We start from the raw sequence: 16793 nt of genomic DNA, 5'->3' as shown, positions 1-16793 counted from the left end.
TCGGAACAGCAGCGTGCGGAGAATGGCCCGGTGACTTCCATCGACCTGGGGCGAGTCGCCGGCGCGCTGACCGGCTACGAGCTCGGAGCGGAGCTCGGGCGCGGCGGTTTCGGCGCCGTGCTGGCCGGGCGCCATCGCCTGATTGACCGGGATGTCGCGGTCAAGGTCCTGCTGGAGCCGGCCGGCGCCCACGGCGGGGGCGACAGCGACCTGCGGGACCGGTTCCTCTCCGAGGCCCGCGTCCTGGCCGGCCTGGACCACCCGCATGTCGTGCGCATCTACGACTACGTCGAGCAGGACGGCCTGTGCCTGCTGGTCATGGAGCAGCTCACCGGCGGCAGCCTGAAGACGCGCGGGCCGGGCCTGCGCGACCCGCGCGCCGCCTGCGCCGTCGGGCTGGCCGCCGCGGCGGCGCTGGCCGCCGCCCATGATCGCGGTGTCCTGCACCGGGACGTCAAGCCCGACAACCTGATGTTCGCCGGAGACGGCATGCCCAAGGTCACCGACTTCGGCATCGCCAAGATCCTTGAGACGACGGCGGCGACCACCACCGGCCTCGTCGGCACTCCGCGGTACATGGCCCCGGAGCAGATCACCGGCTCCCGGCTCGGGCCGGGCACCGACCTGTACTCCCTCGGTGTCGTCCTGTACGAGCTGCTCGCGGGGCGGACCCCGTTCCCCGCCGGCCTGACCGTCCCGGCGCTGCTGCACCACCACATGTCGGTGCCGCCGCTGCCGCTCGACGAGGCTCCGCCGCCGCTGGCGGCGGTGCTCCTCACCGCGCTCGCGAAGGAGCCGGCCTGGCGCCCGCCGACGGCGCACGACTTCGCCCTGTCCCTCGCCTCCGCGGCCACCTCCGTGTTCGGACCCGGCTGGCTCGCCGCCAGCGGCGTCCCGGTGCGGTTGGCCGACGACGTGCTCGCCGCCGCCGGCCACACCCAGGGCACCACGCCGAGGCCCGCCGAGATCGCCAGGCAGCTCGGGGGCGACGGATCCGCCGGCCGCCCGCCGTACGCGGGCGCCGTTCCATACGCGGGTGCCGCTCCGTACGCGGGTGCCGCTCCGTACGCGGGTACCGCTCCGTACGCGGGTACCGCGGGGTTAGCCCCGACCAGGGTCGAGGGCTACGCGGATGAGACCGTCGGCCCATCGACCGGGCACCGCGGGCCCAACGGGCCCAGCGGCCCCCACGGGCATCGCCAGTCGACCGGCCCGGGAGGCCGTTCGCGGCGCGCGAAGATCATCACTGCGTCGGCGACGGCCGCGGCCGTGCTCGCGGTGGCACTCGGGCTGGGGATCTGGCTCACCGCCGGCGGCTCCGACCCCGAGGGACCGGCCTATGCGGGCAGTGAGGCGGTCGAGGTCAGCGGCCTCTACAGAGCGGACGGGATCGGCATCGGCCCCGACGGTTCGCTGTACCTCGCCGACAGCGGCTCGTCCGGGCAATGGCAGGGCCAGGTCCTGCGACTGAGCCCCGACGGGACGCTCACCCACCTCGCCGGGGTCGGCCCGCCCGCGACCACGCCGAGCCCCACCGCCGAAAGCACAGACGCAGCGGCCTCGTCCCCGTCGAGCTCACCGTCACCGACCCCGTCACCGACGCCGGTGCTCGGCGAGGGGGGGCCGGCCACACGTGCGGACCTGATCGCCCCGGTCGCGGTCGCCGTTGGCCCCGACGACGACGTCTACGTCGCGGACAGCGACGACGGCCGGATCCGCCGCGTCGCCAACGGGAAGATCACCACCGCCGCCGGCGCCGGGCCGGGTGAGGGGTTCAGCGGAACCTCCGGCAAGGCCGTCGGTGCCAAGCTTTCCGACCCCCGAGCATTGGCCGTCTCCGATGAGGGCGACCTCTACATCGCCTCCGGCTACCGCGTCCGCAAGGTGACGTCGGACGGCATCATCAGGGTGATCGCCGGCACCAGCGACTCCGGCACCACCGGCGACAACGGCCCGGCGGTGGAGGCGACGCTCACCAGCCCGTCCGGGCTTGCTCTCGCCGACGACGGAACTCTCTATGTCGCGGACAGCAGCGCGCACACGGTTCGCAAGATCTCGACCGACGGGAAGATCACGCTGGTCGCCGGTACGCCCGGCGCCTACGGCTACTCCGGTGACGGTGGCGCCGCGACGTCGGCGAAGCTCTACAACCCGCACGGCCTCGCGGTCGGGCCGGAGGGCGAGCTCTACATCGCCGACACCTACAACGACGTGATTCGCGTGGTCACCACGGACGGTAAGATCAACACGTTCGCCGGCACGGATGACGTCAACGCGAACACCGCTGACGGTGCCATCGCGACCGAGACCGAGTTCAGTTATCCCTCCGGGCTCGCGATCGACGCCTCCGGCGCGGTGTACGTGAGTGAGCCCGACCGGGGTACCGTCCGACGGATTGGTCCGGACAAGTTCGTGACGACCGTCCTGCGAAAGGCGGCCGACTAGATCACACCGCAGGCACCGAGCGAGGAGCTGCATGTTCGATCGGCGGGAGTCCTTCGACCGTCGCGAGGTGCTTCGCCTGGCCGGCAGGGGGCTGGCCGTGCTCGGTGCCGGCGGGCTCGCCGCCGGTGGTCTCGCCGGCTGCGGTGGCGATGACGACGACGGCCCCGGCCGGCCGGGCGGAGTCGACGAGGGAACGCCGAGCGAGCGCGACTGGCAGCGGCTGTCGGAGCAGCTCTCGGGCCGCCTGGTCCGGCCTGGATCCGACGAGTACAGCACCGCGCTCCAGCTGTTCGACCCCGCCTTCGACAGGATCCAGCCGCAGGCGGTCGCCTACTGCGCGTCTGCCTCGGATGTGGCCCTCGCCGTGGGCTTCGCGCGTTCCGCGGGCATCGCCCTCGCCGCTCGCTCCGGCGGGCACAGCTATGGCGGCTATTCGACGACGACCGGCCTGGTCATCGACGTCTCGACGCTGAACGAGGTGCGTCCGGGCAACCGGTCGGGCCTCGGTGTCGCCGCGAGCGGCGGGGCCACCGCGGGATCGGGGGTCGCCACCGTCGGCGCCGGGGCCCCGCTCGTCGATGTCTACGACCAGCTCATCCAGGCCGGCGCGATGATCGCGGCCGGCTCCTGCCCGACCGTCGGCATCGCCGGGCTGACCCTCGGCGGCGGCATCGGCGTCCTCGGCCGGCGCCACGGGCTGACCTGCGACCAGCTGCTGGCCGCCGAGGTCGTCCTGGCGTCGGGGGAGATCGTCCAGGTGGACGCCGAACGGGACGCCGACCTCTTCTGGGCGCTGCGTGGTGGTGGCGGCGGCAACTTCGGGGTCGTCACCTCCTTCACGTTCGCCACGCATCCGGCCACACCGCTGACGGTGTTCAGCTACCGCTGGCCCTGGGACGTCGCCGCCGAGGTGGTGGCCGCCTGGCAGGACTGGAATCTCGGCGCCGACGCGCCTGACGAGCTGTGGTCCACGTGTGTCGTCACGACGACCACCGGCTCCGATGGGAAGGGCACACCCGCGATCCGGGTCAGCGGGGTGCTCAGCGAGCCGGGCGGCTCGACCACCGGCACCGGCACCAGCAGTGGCGCCACCGGCACCGGCGGCGGGGCCGGTTCGCGGACCGCGCTCGGCGGCAGCGCGGGCAGCACCGTGGCCGCGCCGGCGCGGGACCTGCTCGCCCACCTGGTCGACGCGGTGGGCAGCCGGCCGGCGTCCACCTTCGCGGCCCAGCGTGGGCCGCTGGAGGCCATGCTGATCGAAGGCGGCTGCTCGGGGCGGAGCGTGGCGCAGTGCCACCTCGCCGGGCGCCATCCAGACGGAACCCTGCAGCGGGCCGCCCAGCTGGCGGCCTCGAACTTCCTCACCGCGCGGCTGCCGGCCGCCGGGACCGAGGCCGTGCTCGCCGCCGTCGAGGCCAGGCAACGCGAGACCGGGCTTCGGTCCGGCGGTGTCATTCTCGACAGCTGGGGCGGTGCCATCGGGCAGGTCGGCCCGCAGGACACCGCGTTCGTGCACCGCGACGTGCTGGCGAGCGCCCAGTACGTCGCCGGCTACGACATCGGGGACAGCGCGGAGCTCAAGGCCCGCAACGCCGAGTGGCTGCGGGCGACCACAGTCCGGATGAGCCCGTACGTGGCGGAGTCGGCGTACCAGAACTACATCGACCCGGAGCTCAGAAGCTGGGAGAAGGCCTACTACGGCTCGAATCTGGCGCGCCTGCGCTCGGTGAAGCGCGCCTACGACCCGGACAACGTCTTCGCCTTCGCCCAGAGCATCCGCCCCGCGTGACGCATTCTCACCCGCCCGCCAGCACAGATCGAAATCACCGACAGTAGCGACAACTACAGGCTGTCGCCGCTCCGGACAGGGAGTCGACGTCACCTGCCCGGAGCGGTGTGGATCAGTACATCGGTTGATCCCCACCTCCGACTACTGGCTGCTTCTAGTCCAACCACTGTCCGTTCCATGTCCGCCGACACCTGGCGATGTCTCCGCGATAGCAGGCGTTCCCGGCCCGAGCGGCACTGATCGCCCGGCGAGGGCGAACACCTCCCCGCGCTGGCCGGTCAGGGAGGCGACAGCGCGGCCGCGTGGTTCCCTGCGGCATCACGAGGACCACCGGAAGGCCGCGCGTGGACCCGGTTGTGGCACGGCGGTTCCCCTTGCGACCACTACTCAAAGTCAGTACACACGTGCTGTCGGCAACCACCGACAGTCACCACCGGCGCCGGTCCCGGCAGGCACCGGCTCGCCAATCGCAGTTCAGGAGGTCCACATGAAGCAGTTGATCTGGCCGTGGGGAGTGACCATCTTCATCATCTTCTTCATGGTCACCTCGCCGGGAGACGCCGCCGATGTGGTCCACAGCGCCTTCGGTGCGCTGGGCACGGTGGCCGACGGGCTCAGCAGCTTCGTCTCCGACGTCGCCGTCTGACAGCGGCGCGACGACCGACACCGCCAACGGCACCGACACCGACACCGACACCGACAATCATCGATCAGAAGCTTCGAGCCAGCGGTCGGGTCACCGCGACGACAGTCGTCCAGTCGGAGAGCTCCGAGAGCACGACCCCCCAGCGGGCGCCCTTCGCGGCGATGACCTGACCGTTCCCGACGTACATGCCGACGTGGCCCGGCGCGATGGCCGTCCCGTCGGAGCCGGGGATGAACAGCAGGTCACCCGGCTGGGGCTCGACCCCGCTGACACGGGGACCGTAGGCCACCTGCTCGGTCGTGACCCGCGGGAGCGAGACGCCGATCTCCCGGTAGGCGGCCTGCACCAGCGACGAGCAGTCCCAGGCACCCGGACCCGTCGCCCCCCAGACGTAGGGCTTTCCGATCTGCGACCACATGAAATCGATCACCGGCTGAAGTGTCTCGACCGACACCTCGACGCCGGTGTCGAGCGAATCGCCGTACACCTGGGCCTGCGCCAGGATCGTACGGACATAGTTGCGCGTTTCCGGATAGGGCGGCACACCGGCAAAGGCCAGCACCGCACCCGGTCCGGCGTTGTAGGCGGCCAGCATCTTCTCCTGCCCTGAACCGGGCACGGAGGCGACGGCCGCCGCGACCGCGCAGTCGTAGCGCGCCGCCGCGGGAATGGCGTCCGCCGGGTTCCACACATCTCCGCTGCCGTGGGCGGCCCAGGTCCCCGGCATGAACTGGGCTATTCCCATCGCGCCGACCTGCGACTGGGCACGGGGATTGAATCCGGATTCCTGGCGCAGCTGGGCGGCGAGCAGCGAGGGCGTCACCTCGGGGCAGCCGGCGGCGTTCGCCGCATCCGTGATCAGCTGCACGTACTCCGTCGGAATCCCCTCGGAGTTCGTGATCGCGCGCCCGCCGACGTTCTGCTCGTCGAGAAAGGGCGCGGCGATCAGCAGAATCAGCACGGAGATCAGCAGAAAGATTCCGCCGATGGTCACGAAGCCGCCGACGCCGAGCCAGACCAGCAGGCGCCCGCCCCGGACCGTGCCGCGCGACGTCCTCGCCATCCCAGCCGCCGCCTCTGCTCGTCGCGTCCGTACTACCGGCCCGGCGCGTCGCCGGCGGCGTTCTCAAGATCGGCGCCGGCGATCCGCCAGGTGCCGTCCGTCCCGACCAGCATCGTGACCGCCGGTGTCGAAACCGTGATCTCGGCGGGCCCGGCACCGGAGATCGTCTCTCGGCGCACATTGAGCAGGAGCGCCACCTGCCCGGACGTGCTGGTGTCGACGCCCCCGACGGGTGTGACCGCGAGCACCGAGACCGTGGAGCGAGTGCCGGCGGCGCGCAGCTCGTCCCAGGCACGACCGGCCTGAGAGCCGTTGTCTCCCCCGGCGGTGCCGTCAGAGCCGCCGGTGCCGGCTCCGGCGAGCTTGGCGGCGAAGTCCGGGGTCAGGCAGTCGCGGGCCCGTTCGACGCCGGCTGCCGGGCCGGCGTCGGTGCGGGCGTCGAACGACTGCCATTTCGTGAAGCAGTCACGAGCCACCGCAGCGGGATCCGTGGGATCAACCGTGGCCTGATTTTCAGCGGTGGCGGTGGCGAGCGGCGGACCCGGCGCCTGACTGGCTCCCGGCGGAGGCCCGGTCGTGGTCGGGGCAGCCGATGGCTGGTCAGAGGTGCCATCGAGCGCTGCACAGCCCGCCGCCGTAACAAGTAGCAGCGAGATCAATGTCACGAATCCAACAGCAACGCGGAACCGGGCGCGATCAAGGCGGTGGTGCGGTGTTCTTCTCGCGTGTCCGCGTGGTCTCACTCGTGGCCGTCCAGCCAGTCACGGACCCGGCCACGACGAATGCGCCACTGATGACCGACCTTGCGCGCGGGGATCGCGCGCTCCGACAGGAGCTTCAGAACCGTGCTCTCCGACAGCCGCAACCAGGTCACCAGTTCGTCGACAGTGAGCACGTCGTCGTCGTCCGAATGGAGCGCTGGACGAGGCGACATCGCAGGTGACGCGCCTGCAGCCACCGGCGCGGCCGGCGGCTCCGCCGTCCTGGCCACGGGCCGGGCGGGCATTCGCGGCGGGCGTGACGAGGCCGTCGGAAAGCGATCCTGCACCACCCAGGGCCCCCTTCTCGGCCGACAACCGACAGCCGTTACGCGTCGGCGAGGGAGGCTAACACCGCAATGCCGACCCTGGCGAGTCCCAACTATCGCTTGTCATACTTGAACGGCTCGTGTTACATCGATCCGACCGCAGCCGAGAGCAAGTAACAGTAAGTAACCGTAACTGGCACCAATTGGCCACCACCAACACCAGATCGAGGAACCAGTCAGACCTGCCAGGAGGGCGACGGCGCGTGAGCGATGTGCCACAGGCACCGTACGGCGAGGAGGGGGACGCGCGGCCCGTTTCGCTGATTGGCGCCCGAATCCCTTCATCCACGCCTTACGCGGCCGAGCTCCCGGCTCGCGACGGCGAGAGCGACGACCGTTCCGCCACCCGGGCTGCCCGCCGCAGGCACCGCAGGCGCGGTGACACGGACGAGCCCGCCGCCACCGGCACTGGTGACGGATCGTGGCAGGACCAGGCGTTCCATCTGGAGGATGCGGCACCCGGCGGCGCCAGGCCCACAGGCCGGTCCGGCATGTCGGGCTCAGGCCGAACCGGCATGCCGGAGCCAGGCCGGGCCGACCCGCCACGCGCCGGCGGCCACAGCGGCCATGACGGTGGCGATGGCAGCGACCAGGAGCCGCGCGGCCAGGCCCAGCGGCGCGGCCGGCGCCTTCCACGCACACCCCCGAGCGCCGGCCGCGACACCTCGGCCACGGCCGGTGGTGAGGTGAGCGGCGGCGGGCGGCGTGCCATCGCGCCACGCGCGGCCCGCCCGGAGCCGCCCGTCGCGGGCGAGCCGCCCCGGCGGGTCGAGGTGGCCCGGGTTCCCGCACCGGTGCCGCCCGGCCGGTTCGCGGCGACCCCGTCGCTGCCACGAGTCACGGCAACCAACGACCAGGGCACCGCACCGGACACGGCTGCGGACGACACCCTGAACCGCCGCCCCGTGCTCCGTCGGGCCGCCACGCCTCGCGCCGTCCCGCCGCCGGCGCCGATGGGCCGCAAGGACCCCAGCTTCCCGCCGGCCACCTCGGGCGCCCTGGCCAACACCGGCAGCTCCAGCACCGGCGTCGCCGCCGGTCCCGGTGCCACCGGCAGCCCCGGCGGCACAGCGGCACCAGGCCCCGCCGGAACGCCCCGCGGGCGCGCCGGGTCCGGTTCCGGCCGCGGTGCTTCCGGGGCTTCCGGGGCCTCAGGTGGCAGAGGAACGATCAGCGGCTCCGGTGCCTCGACGACCTCGCCGGGCCAGCGTCCCGAGCCCGCGGAGCCGTCGGCGCGTCGCGGCGGATACCAGGGCGGCACCAGCGCGCCGCCGCCGGGCCGCCGGCCCACGACGGCCGGCCCGCGCCGGCCCGGCCGGCCGTCGGCGCTCGCACCCAGGACACCCTCGACCGACCCGGCACCCGTTACCGGCCCAACGCCCGTAACCGGCCCAGCTCCCGTAGCCGATCCGGCGCCCACAGGCGACCCGGCGCCCGCGCCGCCGACAGCCTGGGAGCAGCCCGGCTGGCCAGCCCAGGCACCAGCGGGCGCGGAGGAGGCAGCGGCCCGGCCGGTCGATTCATACGCGCCGCCGGAAGTGCCCAGCTACCCCGGTCAGAGCGAAGTCAGTGGCACGGAGCCCACCTACCCGGCCGAGATCCACCCAGCCGAAGCCCATCCGGCCACACCGGCGGCTTCCGCCGGCCAGGCCTGGCCCGCGGTGGACCCGGCCTGGCCGACTGCCGACCCCGCCTGGCCCGCGGTGGGTCAGGCGTGGCCGTCGGCCGATCAGGCCTGGCCAGCCGACGGTCAGGCCTGGCCGGTGGTCGAGTCCACGCCGGGCGCCGCAGACACCGCCGGTGACGCCCTCGGCGACACCGCCGCCGCTGCGGCCTCCGCCTGGGGCGACGTCGACGGGTGGTCCCAGGAGCCCGGTGTCACCGAGGCCGCCACGGCGCTCCAGCCCGAGATCCCGGCGCTGCCCGTCGAGTCGGGTGACCGCCCCGGCTCCGTCGCACCGCACGGCGTCGCCGGGGCGGATCACGTCGACCAGGTCGACGGCGAGCTCGCGACCGAGGCAGCCGACCAGGTCTCCCTGCTTGGTCCTGATCCGGACGCGGAGGAGAGCACCGGCTATCCGCAGAGCGATGTCGACATGTGGGGCGATGACGATGCCCCACTGTCGTCGGTGTCCCCGGCGTCCCCGGTGTCGTCCGAGGACGGGCGCCGGCGGCGTCCGTCGACGGCGCTGCTGCCATCGGGCCGGCATCGCAGGTCAGGCCTCGAACCCGACCATGCCCAGGAGCACCCGTCGGCGGTCGCGAACCGAGCCTCGTCCCGGAGCGCCTGGCCGGGGCAGGAGACCTGGGCCGACGCGGACGACGACGAGCCCTGGGAGGAGATCCCGCTGCGGATCACTCTCATGGACCGCGCCGCAGCCGTCCTGCCGGGCTCGTGGCGGATCGCGGTGACCTCGCTCTTCCCGTACTCGGGCACCACGACGCTGGCCGGCGTCGTCGGTCTGACCCTGGCCGGTGTCCGCGCGGAGCCGGTGCTCGGTGTCGATCTCCATCCGGGGACGACCACCCCCGGCTTCGTGCCCCCCACCGCCGACAGCATCGAGATCGACGAATCACGCGGTGACAACCTGGTGAGCCGCGTGGGCAGCCGGGGTGTCACCACCGTCTCGGACATCGCGCGGCAGCGCGGATCCGGCGTCGCGATGCCACCCGAGGAGGTTCAGGCCCTCATCGGCGCCCGTCGCTCGGGCGCCATGTTCGACCTCGACGTACTGCCCATCGAGCGCCCCGCGGGAATGGACGCGGATACGAACGCGGGCGCGGGCGCACTGGTGCCGGTGGACGAGCCGGTAACGCCGGGAACGCTCCGAACCGTGCTCGGCGCGCTGGCCCACGCCTATCCGCTGATTCTCCTGGACGCACCGGCGGCGGCCCCGCTCACTCCGACGGCGATCCGCTCCGCGGACGCAGTGATTCTCGTGACGCTGGCGACCGCCTCGGATCTGGAGACCACCCTCGCCGACCTGCTCGACCCGCAGGGCGCGCTGGCCGGCGTCGGGGTGAACAGCCGGGAACGGCTTCGCCGCGAAGAAGCCGGAGCCCAGCCCGGCCCCGCCGTCATCGCCGCCGTGGTGTCACCGCGGCGAGGCCGGCCCTCACCCCGGACCAGGACCGCCACGGCCCAGCTGGCCCGCTATGTCGACGCAATCGTGCGGGTCCCCTACGATCCGCGCCTCGACCCCAGCCGCGGAACCCCGGTCCGGATTCCGAGGCTGCGCTGGGCGACCCGGCGGTCCTATCTGCGGCTGGCCGCCGAGACCGTGGACGCGTTGGCCGCAATGGCAGACGCCGAGGTCAGCGCGCCCGTTCCGGCGGATCGCCCACTCCTGGGCCCACCGTCGCCGCTAGCGATTCCCAACGGTTCGACGCGGCTACACACCGGCGATGCCGATCACCCCGAGGTGCCCGGCGTATCATTTGGCGACCTGCGGCCCGGAAGCAAACCCACGCGGGTGTCCGGGCCGGATCGTCCGGGCGGTCAACCGCCTGCGGGAGGGGAACCAAGATGATCGTGGTTGCGGCAACCGCCTCAGCAACAGCCTTTCTCGCCAACGTAGAGGTCAACCCGGACGACGCCAAGGCGCCCGGCATCAACGCGCTGAAAGACCTGGTCAACGGGCTGGCCGCGTATGCGGTCGTCGCCGCCGTGGCCTCCGTGTTGTTGGGCGGAATCGCGTGGGCTCTCGGTGAGCGGATGGGGCTGGACCGCGCTTCGGCGGTCGGCAAGAGCGGAGTCCTCGCGGGCTTCGGCCTCGCCTTCCTGGTCGGTGCCGCCGCCACCTTCGTCAACTTCTTCATCGCCACCGGCAGCAGCGCGGACGATGCCACCGACAACACCAACAGCATGCGTCCGCCCGCCGTGGTCCTGACCATCACCCCAGCCCCCGCCGAAGACATCGTCGATGATCCCGACGTGGTCCATGCACCGCCGTCCGCAGACTTCTAGGCGGTTCCGGAGGTATCTGGCCTCCGACATTGCGATGATGACCCTGCCGGCAACGGAGGGGAGTAGGCGTTGGTAAGCCTCGCAGAGTGGGCATTCGGACGTCTGATCGTTGTCATCGTCGCAGCATCAACGGTGACCGCGGTCGGAGTCGGCACCGTGGCCTTCTTCATCGGACGGCAATCGGTGGACACCAGCCCTGAGGCATCGGCCAGCGCCGAGCCGAACCCCGTCGTGCCCTCGGCACAGGCTTCGGCAGCGCCGACAGCCGTGGTCCCGACACCCGACGATGTGCCCACGCCCACAGGCGAAGCCGGTCCGGTCGGCGCCCCCACGCGGGTCAACGAGTTCGGGGTCCCGGTCGGCTACCCCCATACAAGCTCCGGCGCCATAAGCGCCTGCGGAAACTACTACACCGCGTACAATAACCGCGCCAATAGATCACAGGAAAAAATCCGCGAGTTCTTTTCTTCAATTGCAGATCCAAGGTCAGTCGAAACGCTCGCTAGCGGCATCTTGCGAGTTGATCAGGAAAATGCCGCCATCCTCGGCGTTCCATCAATTCAGGATCCTCTGGTTAACTTCGATGCTCGGCCGCTCGGATATCAAATAGAGGCCAGCTCCGATTCCGAGGCAAAGATACTGGTCTGGGGTGCAATTTCACTAGGCGTTTACGACTCGGCTGACCCGGTTAAGCAAGCGCAAGTTCGTTGGGGCTCCGAAATCTGTCAAGTTCGCTGGCAGCAGGACGACTGGAAGCTGATAAACGCAGACGACGGTCCAGATGGTCCGCTACTTCACAGTCGTAGCGCCGGAGACTTCAAAGAGTTCGTAGTGGCTGGAGGTCCGCAATCATGACGGGTGGCATGGTGGCCTCCGCGCCAGCAGATCAGAGTGTAGTCCTTGCGTGGACTCCTTTGACGCCACTAAAAGATCTCGCCGGCGGAGCCGCCGACGACTTCTTGGACTCTGTCGGCAAAGCGTTCTGTAACATGGCGGCGGACCTTTCGTCGTCCGTCTTCAGCTTTGCGGCACAGAAGACCGCTGTAGATCTCAACGCGCAGTATGTCGTCGACAACTACAACATCGTCTTCGGCGTATCGGTGCTCATCGTCACCGGGCTCTTCCTCTGTTCGTGCACCGTAGCGGCACTACGGGGCGATCCGCACGTGTTCGTCCGGGCCCTGGCCACCACCGGCACGGCGATCATCGGCTCGTTCATCGCCCTGACACTGCTACAGATGGTCCTGGCCGCCTCGGACGGCATGGCCGAGGCCTTCGGCAATGACAAGGCCCTGGGAGCGGACCTCGTAGCGCAGCTCCGAGAACTACCCGAACAGGGAAATTTCGCGCTAGATCTGGTGCTGTCCCTCCTGGTGGCGATCTTCGCGTTCACGCTTTTCGTCGTGCTCTACATCCGCAAGGTCGCGATCATCGTCGTGGCGGTGTTCATCCCGTTGTATCTGGCGGGGCAGCCCACGATGACGACCAGCGCCTGGATGAAGCGCGCCACCGAGACGCTGGTGGCGCTGATTTTCGCGAAGCCCGTCATCTACGCGATTTTCGCACTCGGCGCCGGCATCGCCCAGGACACCGGTGGATCCACGGTTGACCAGACACTGAGCATTCTCAGTGGTGTCGTAGTGATGATCGCAGCCGTCCTCTCGCCGTTCATGCTGATGCACCTGCTCGGATTCGCCGACGTCCAGCTCATGCGCGCGGTCGGGTCCGCCGGGCAGCGCAGTGCGGCGTCGTTCGGGCACGGTGCCGGCGCGCTGCTCGGTTCGACGTCCCGGGAGACGTTCCGCGGAATCGGTTCACGGCTCCAGACCAGAAACCGGGGAATGCTCGGCGACGCGGGTGCCTTCGGCGGCCCGACCGTTCCCGCGGCCCGTCCGGCGGTGCGGCCCGGCCGCGGAGGGTCCGGTTCCCCGGCGCCGGTCGGAACGCCTGCCCGTGCGGGTGCCGCCGGGACTGTACGCGCCAGGGTGAACCGCTCGGAGGGTTCGGGTGTCGGCGTCGGCGCGGCCCCGGCCGGGACGAGGTCCGGCCGGAACACCGTCGGCGCGGCCGCTGCGACGCGAGCCGTCCCCGCCAGGGCGGGAGCTCCGAGCGGGGGCGGCGGCCGGGCGGCGGCCGCCGCGCCGGCGCGCACCCCGGTGGCCCGGACCGCCGCCCCGGCCGCGCACGTCTCAGGCAACACCGTGGCCAGGCCGCCGGTGACTCCGCAGGCCGCACCGCGAGTCACGCCGCCGGCGCGCACAGGAGGTGGCGAGTAGCCCGTGGTATCCGAACGCAGCTATCGATTCGGGCCCCTGGAGCGCGGCGGGGTACTCCTCGGCATGCGCTGGCCCCAGCTGGCGCTCCTCATCGGCGTCATGCTGTCGGTGCTGGGCGCGCTGCGTTCGCCGTTGATACTCGTTCCCCTGTGGGTGCTGCTGGCCGCGGGGTTCGCCTTCGTCGCGTTCGTCCGGGTGGAGGATCGTAACCTCGACCAGTGGGTGCCGATCATGTTCGGCTTCGCGATGCAGAAGGTGACGGGCGAGACGGTGTTCCGTGGAGGCTACTTCCGACTCGGTCCCACCGAGGACCGGATTTCCAGGACGGTCCTGCCGGGGCCGCTGTCGGGCCTGGTCATCCTGTCGTTCCCGGTGGGTGGCGGCCGGTACGTGGCCGTGGTGAAGGACGCGAAGAAGCAGACCTACACGGCGGTGCTGCAGGTGAAGGGCAGCCAGTTCGCCCTGCTCGAGTCCGGGGATCAGCAGTCCCGGGTCGACGCCTGGGGCGAACTGCTCGCCGGCCTGACCGGTGGTGGCGGCAAGCTCTCCCGCATCCAGTGGCTGGAACGGACCCTGCCGGACTCCGGTGACCAGCTTCAGCGGCACTGGCGGGTCCGCGGCCACCACGACGACTCCTGGGCCGCGCAGGCCTACGAACAGGTCATCGACGCGGCCGGCCCGGTCGCGCAACGGCATGAGACCTACCTGTCCTTCCAGCTCCGGGCGAAGGACGCGCGCCGTGCCATCCAGCGGGCCGGTGGCGGCGACGAAGCGGCCTGCGCGGTGCTGCTCAGCGAGCTGCGGACGATGGAGGCCGCACTGGCGCGGGCGTCGATCAACACTGTCGGCTGGCTCCCGCCCCGCGCGCTCGCCGCGGTCATCCGCACCACCTACGACCCCTACTCGATCGAGATGATCGACGCCCGGGGTGGCGCGAGCACCGACCTCGCCGGTGGTCTCAAGGGTCTGCCGTCGGGCATCAACCCGGCCATCGCCGGGCCCATCCGCACGGTGAACGCCTGGGATCACTACCGCACCGACTCGGGCTTCCACACCACCTACTGGATCAACGGCTGGCCGCGAGTCCCGTCCCCGGCTGCCTTCCTCGCGCCGCTGCTGATGGAGACCACCTGCCGGCGCACCGTCTCGCTCGTGGTGGAACCGCTGCCCGGTCGCAAGGCGGAGAAGGCCGTGAACCGGCGTCGCATGGCGCACATCGGCGAACAGCAGATGCGTGACAAGGTCGGCAAGGTGACGACGCAGCGGGACGTCACCGAGGCCGACGAGGTCGAACGGCGCGAGCAGGAGCTGATCGCCGGTTTCGGCGCGTTCCGCTTCCACGGGTTCGTCACCGTCTCCGCGGACGACCTGGAATCCCTCGCCGACGCCTGCGGTGAGGCGGAGACCCTGGCGTCGCGCAGCCGGTTGGAGATGGTGCGTCTCGTCGGCGAGCAGGACCAGGGCTTCAGCGTCGGTGCGCTGCCGCTCGCGGTGGGGGTGGCATGAGTTACGACCACGGTGCCGCCGACCGCGACGTCTACGGCGCCGGCGCCGGTGACGACTATGGCTATGACTACGACGGTACCGGTTACCACGACACCGGCGAGGACCCCGGCTACCAGGCCAGCGGGTACGTCGATCTCGGTGGCAGCCAACGCAGCCGCCGCCGGCAGGCGAAGGCACAGGCGGCCCACGAGCGGCGGTCCCGGCGGGCCGAGCGGGCCGCGGCCAACGCGGAACGGGCCTCCATGCGCCGGGCCCAGTCGTCGCTGCGCCGCGGCGCCMAGCCGCCACGGCTGCTCGGCCCCTTCGCCGGCCGCGCCTTCCACAAGCTGCGCCTGCCGGCACACATGGAGACCACGGCGCAGATCGCCGGGATCTACCCGTTCGTGGTCGACTCCGGGCTCGACGCCCCGGGCATGTACATCGGCCGGCACGTATGGTCGGGCAACTCCTTCGACTTCGACGTCTTCGAGCTTTACCGGCAGCAGGTGATCGAGAACCCGAACTTCGCGGTGTTCGGCGCCGTCGGCTCGCGCAAGTCCGCGCTGCTCAAGACGCTGATCTCGCGCGGCTCCGCGTTCGGCTACCAGGCCGCCGTCCCCTGTGACCCGAAGGGCGAGTACACCCGGCTGGCGCGCCGCCTCGGCTGCGAGCCGACCTACATCGGGCCGGGCCTGTCGACCAGGCTCAACCCCCTGGACGCCCCACCGCGCCCCCGGGGCATCGCGGACGCGGACTGGGCCCGGGAGGTGAAACGCGCCCGCTCGGCGCTGCTGTCCTCGCTGATCGAAACGGCCAAGGGCGTGCCGCTGACACCGGCCGAGCACACCGCCGTCGACCTCGCGCTCGACGTCGTCACCCGGCAGATCACCGGTGCCGACCCGGATCGATGGGCCACCCCGCTGCTMCCCCACGTGCTGGAGGCGATGACCGACCCGTCCGAGGAGGACTGCTCGGCCCTGCCGATGACCGCCATGGAGCTGCGTGACGCGTCCCGGGACGCGACCCTGACGCTGCGGCGGCTCACGCACGGTGCCCTCGGTGGTCTCTTCGACGGCCCGACGACCTCGCCGCTGGACTTCGATCAGCCGATCGCCGTGCTGAACCTGGAGCGGGTCCAGGGCAGCGACGAGATGATCGCGCTGATCATGACCTGCGCGCAGGCCTGGATGGAAGCGGCGCTGATGCGCCAGGACGGCGTGCAGCGCTACGTCGTCTACGACGAGTGCTGGCGGCTGATGCGGTTCGCGGGGCTGGTCCGCCGGCTGTCCGCCCAGCAGAAGCTGGCGCGGCAGTGGGGCTGCGCGAACGCCATCGTGGCGCACCGCATCTCGGACCTGCTCTCGGCCTCCCCCGACTCGGTGGAGATCGCCAAGGGCCTGCTCGCCGAGACGGCGATCCGGATTCTCTACAAGCAGGCATCGGACCAGATCGCCGACACCAAGGAGGCGCTCGGCCTCACAGACGTCGCCGCCGACCTGCTGCCCCGGCTGGACCCCGGCTACGCCCTCTGGCTGATCCAGCACCGTGCCTTCTACGTTGAGCATGTGGTCGGAGACCTGGAGATCCCGGTCGTGCTCAACGGCTCGAAGATGCACGGCGAGGTCGACGACACCAACCTCGTCCCCGACGATCTCGACCCCAGCGAGCTCGACCCGCCCGAGCTCAACCCCCGGCTGACATCCGATCCGCCCGGTGTGGCCTTCAGCGTGCCCGCACCGATGCCGGTGCCCGCGGCGGGTCAGCTGACCCACACCTACCACGACGAGCGGGGCCACGACCCGGCCGAGGAGGACGAGGAGAACCTCGTCGCAAGGGCGCACTGGGCGGCACCACCCCTCGTACGGGACGGCGTCCACCACATCCAGGTCGGCGACCCGCAGATCGTGGACGCGCCGCCCAACTGAGCGCCCAGCTGAGGACGTCAGTGAGGTCCACGCGGTCGCGGTGAACAGCCAGGCCGGCGGCGGCCCTGGCTACACCGGCGGCTACCCGACTCGCGACCGAGGCCATAGCG

The 16793-nt window shown here is 71.3% G+C and carries 12 protein-coding genes; 9 read left to right on the top strand and 3 right to left on the bottom strand.

Going from position 1 to position 16793, the window contains the following annotated elements:
- Positions 1-30: 30 nt before the first annotated feature.
- The 3 genes from CcI49_RS25390 to CcI49_RS42675 all read left to right on the top strand — a co-directional run bounded on the left by CcI49_RS25390 (position 31) and on the right by CcI49_RS42675 (position 4880).
- A complete protein-coding gene (locus CcI49_RS25390; protein ID WP_076829979.1) occupies positions 31-2445 on the top strand; it encodes a serine/threonine-protein kinase in 2415 nt (804 codons plus the stop codon).
- Between the two features lie 31 nt (positions 2446-2476).
- On the top strand, positions 2477-4234 hold the full coding sequence (locus CcI49_RS25385) for an FAD-binding oxidoreductase (protein WP_054568798.1): 1758 nt from the start codon (positions 2477-2479) through the stop codon (positions 4232-4234).
- 487 nt (positions 4235-4721) lie between these two features.
- Positions 4722-4880 carry a hypothetical protein gene (locus CcI49_RS42675; protein ID WP_165615683.1) on the top strand — a complete coding sequence of 53 codons (159 nt, stop codon included), beginning with the start codon at positions 4722-4724 and terminating at the stop codon, positions 4878-4880.
- 64 nt (positions 4881-4944) lie between these two features.
- On the opposite strand, the gene CcI49_RS25380 is transcribed toward CcI49_RS42675, so the two are convergent.
- From CcI49_RS25380 to CcI49_RS25370, 3 genes are all read right to left on the bottom strand, one after another.
- Entirely contained in the window at positions 4945-5943 is a 999-nt protein-coding gene (locus CcI49_RS25380) for a bifunctional lytic transglycosylase/C40 family peptidase (RefSeq protein WP_054568799.1), read from the bottom strand.
- A 32-nt stretch (positions 5944-5975) separates the two neighbouring features.
- On the bottom strand, positions 5976-6419 hold the full coding sequence (locus CcI49_RS25375) for a hypothetical protein (RefSeq protein WP_235498180.1): 444 nt from the start codon (positions 6417-6419) through the stop codon (positions 5976-5978).
- Positions 6420-6682: 263 nt separating this feature from the next.
- Positions 6683-6877, bottom strand: a complete 195-nt coding sequence (locus CcI49_RS25370; RefSeq protein ID WP_006542858.1) for a helix-turn-helix domain-containing protein — start codon at positions 6875-6877, stop codon at positions 6683-6685.
- A 668-nt stretch (positions 6878-7545) separates the two neighbouring features.
- Between CcI49_RS25370 and CcI49_RS25365 the strand changes: the two genes are divergently transcribed.
- The 6 genes from CcI49_RS25365 (at position 7546) to CcI49_RS25340 (ending at position 16683) form a co-directional block, all read left to right on the top strand.
- On the top strand, positions 7546-10560 hold the full coding sequence (locus CcI49_RS25365; protein WP_131831178.1) for a hypothetical protein: 3015 nt from the start codon (positions 7546-7548) through the stop codon (positions 10558-10560).
- Positions 10557-10997, top strand: a complete 441-nt coding sequence (locus CcI49_RS25360; protein WP_054568802.1) for a DUF6112 family protein — start codon at positions 10557-10559, stop codon at positions 10995-10997. Before CcI49_RS25365 ends, CcI49_RS25360 begins: the two co-directional genes overlap by 4 nt.
- A gap of 69 nt (positions 10998-11066) precedes the next feature.
- On the top strand, positions 11067-11852 hold the full coding sequence (locus CcI49_RS25355) for a hypothetical protein (RefSeq protein WP_076829973.1): 786 nt from the start codon (positions 11067-11069) through the stop codon (positions 11850-11852).
- Complete coding sequence (locus CcI49_RS25350; RefSeq protein WP_054568803.1) at positions 11849-13273, top strand: hypothetical protein; 1425 nt, start codon at positions 11849-11851, stop codon at positions 13271-13273. Before CcI49_RS25355 ends, CcI49_RS25350 begins: the two co-directional genes overlap by 4 nt.
- A gap of 3 nt (positions 13274-13276) precedes the next feature.
- The gene (locus tag CcI49_RS25345) at positions 13277-14779 is read left to right on the top strand and encodes a PrgI family protein (RefSeq protein ID WP_054568804.1); all 1503 of its coding nucleotides are present in this window, start codon (positions 13277-13279) and stop codon (positions 14777-14779) included.
- Positions 14776-16683: a conjugal transfer protein TraC gene (locus CcI49_RS25340; RefSeq protein WP_076829970.1), complete on the top strand. Its 1908-nt coding sequence runs from the start codon at positions 14776-14778 to the stop codon at positions 16681-16683. The genes CcI49_RS25345 and CcI49_RS25340 overlap by 4 nt, the downstream gene beginning before the upstream one ends.
- Positions 16684-16793: the final 110 nt, after the last annotated feature.

It is taken from the genome of Frankia sp. CcI49, from assembly GCF_001983215.1.
GTDB lineage: Bacteria > Actinomycetota > Actinomycetes > Frankiales > Frankiaceae > Parafrankia > Parafrankia irregularis.
This window is presented reverse-complemented; position numbering and strand designations above follow the sequence as displayed.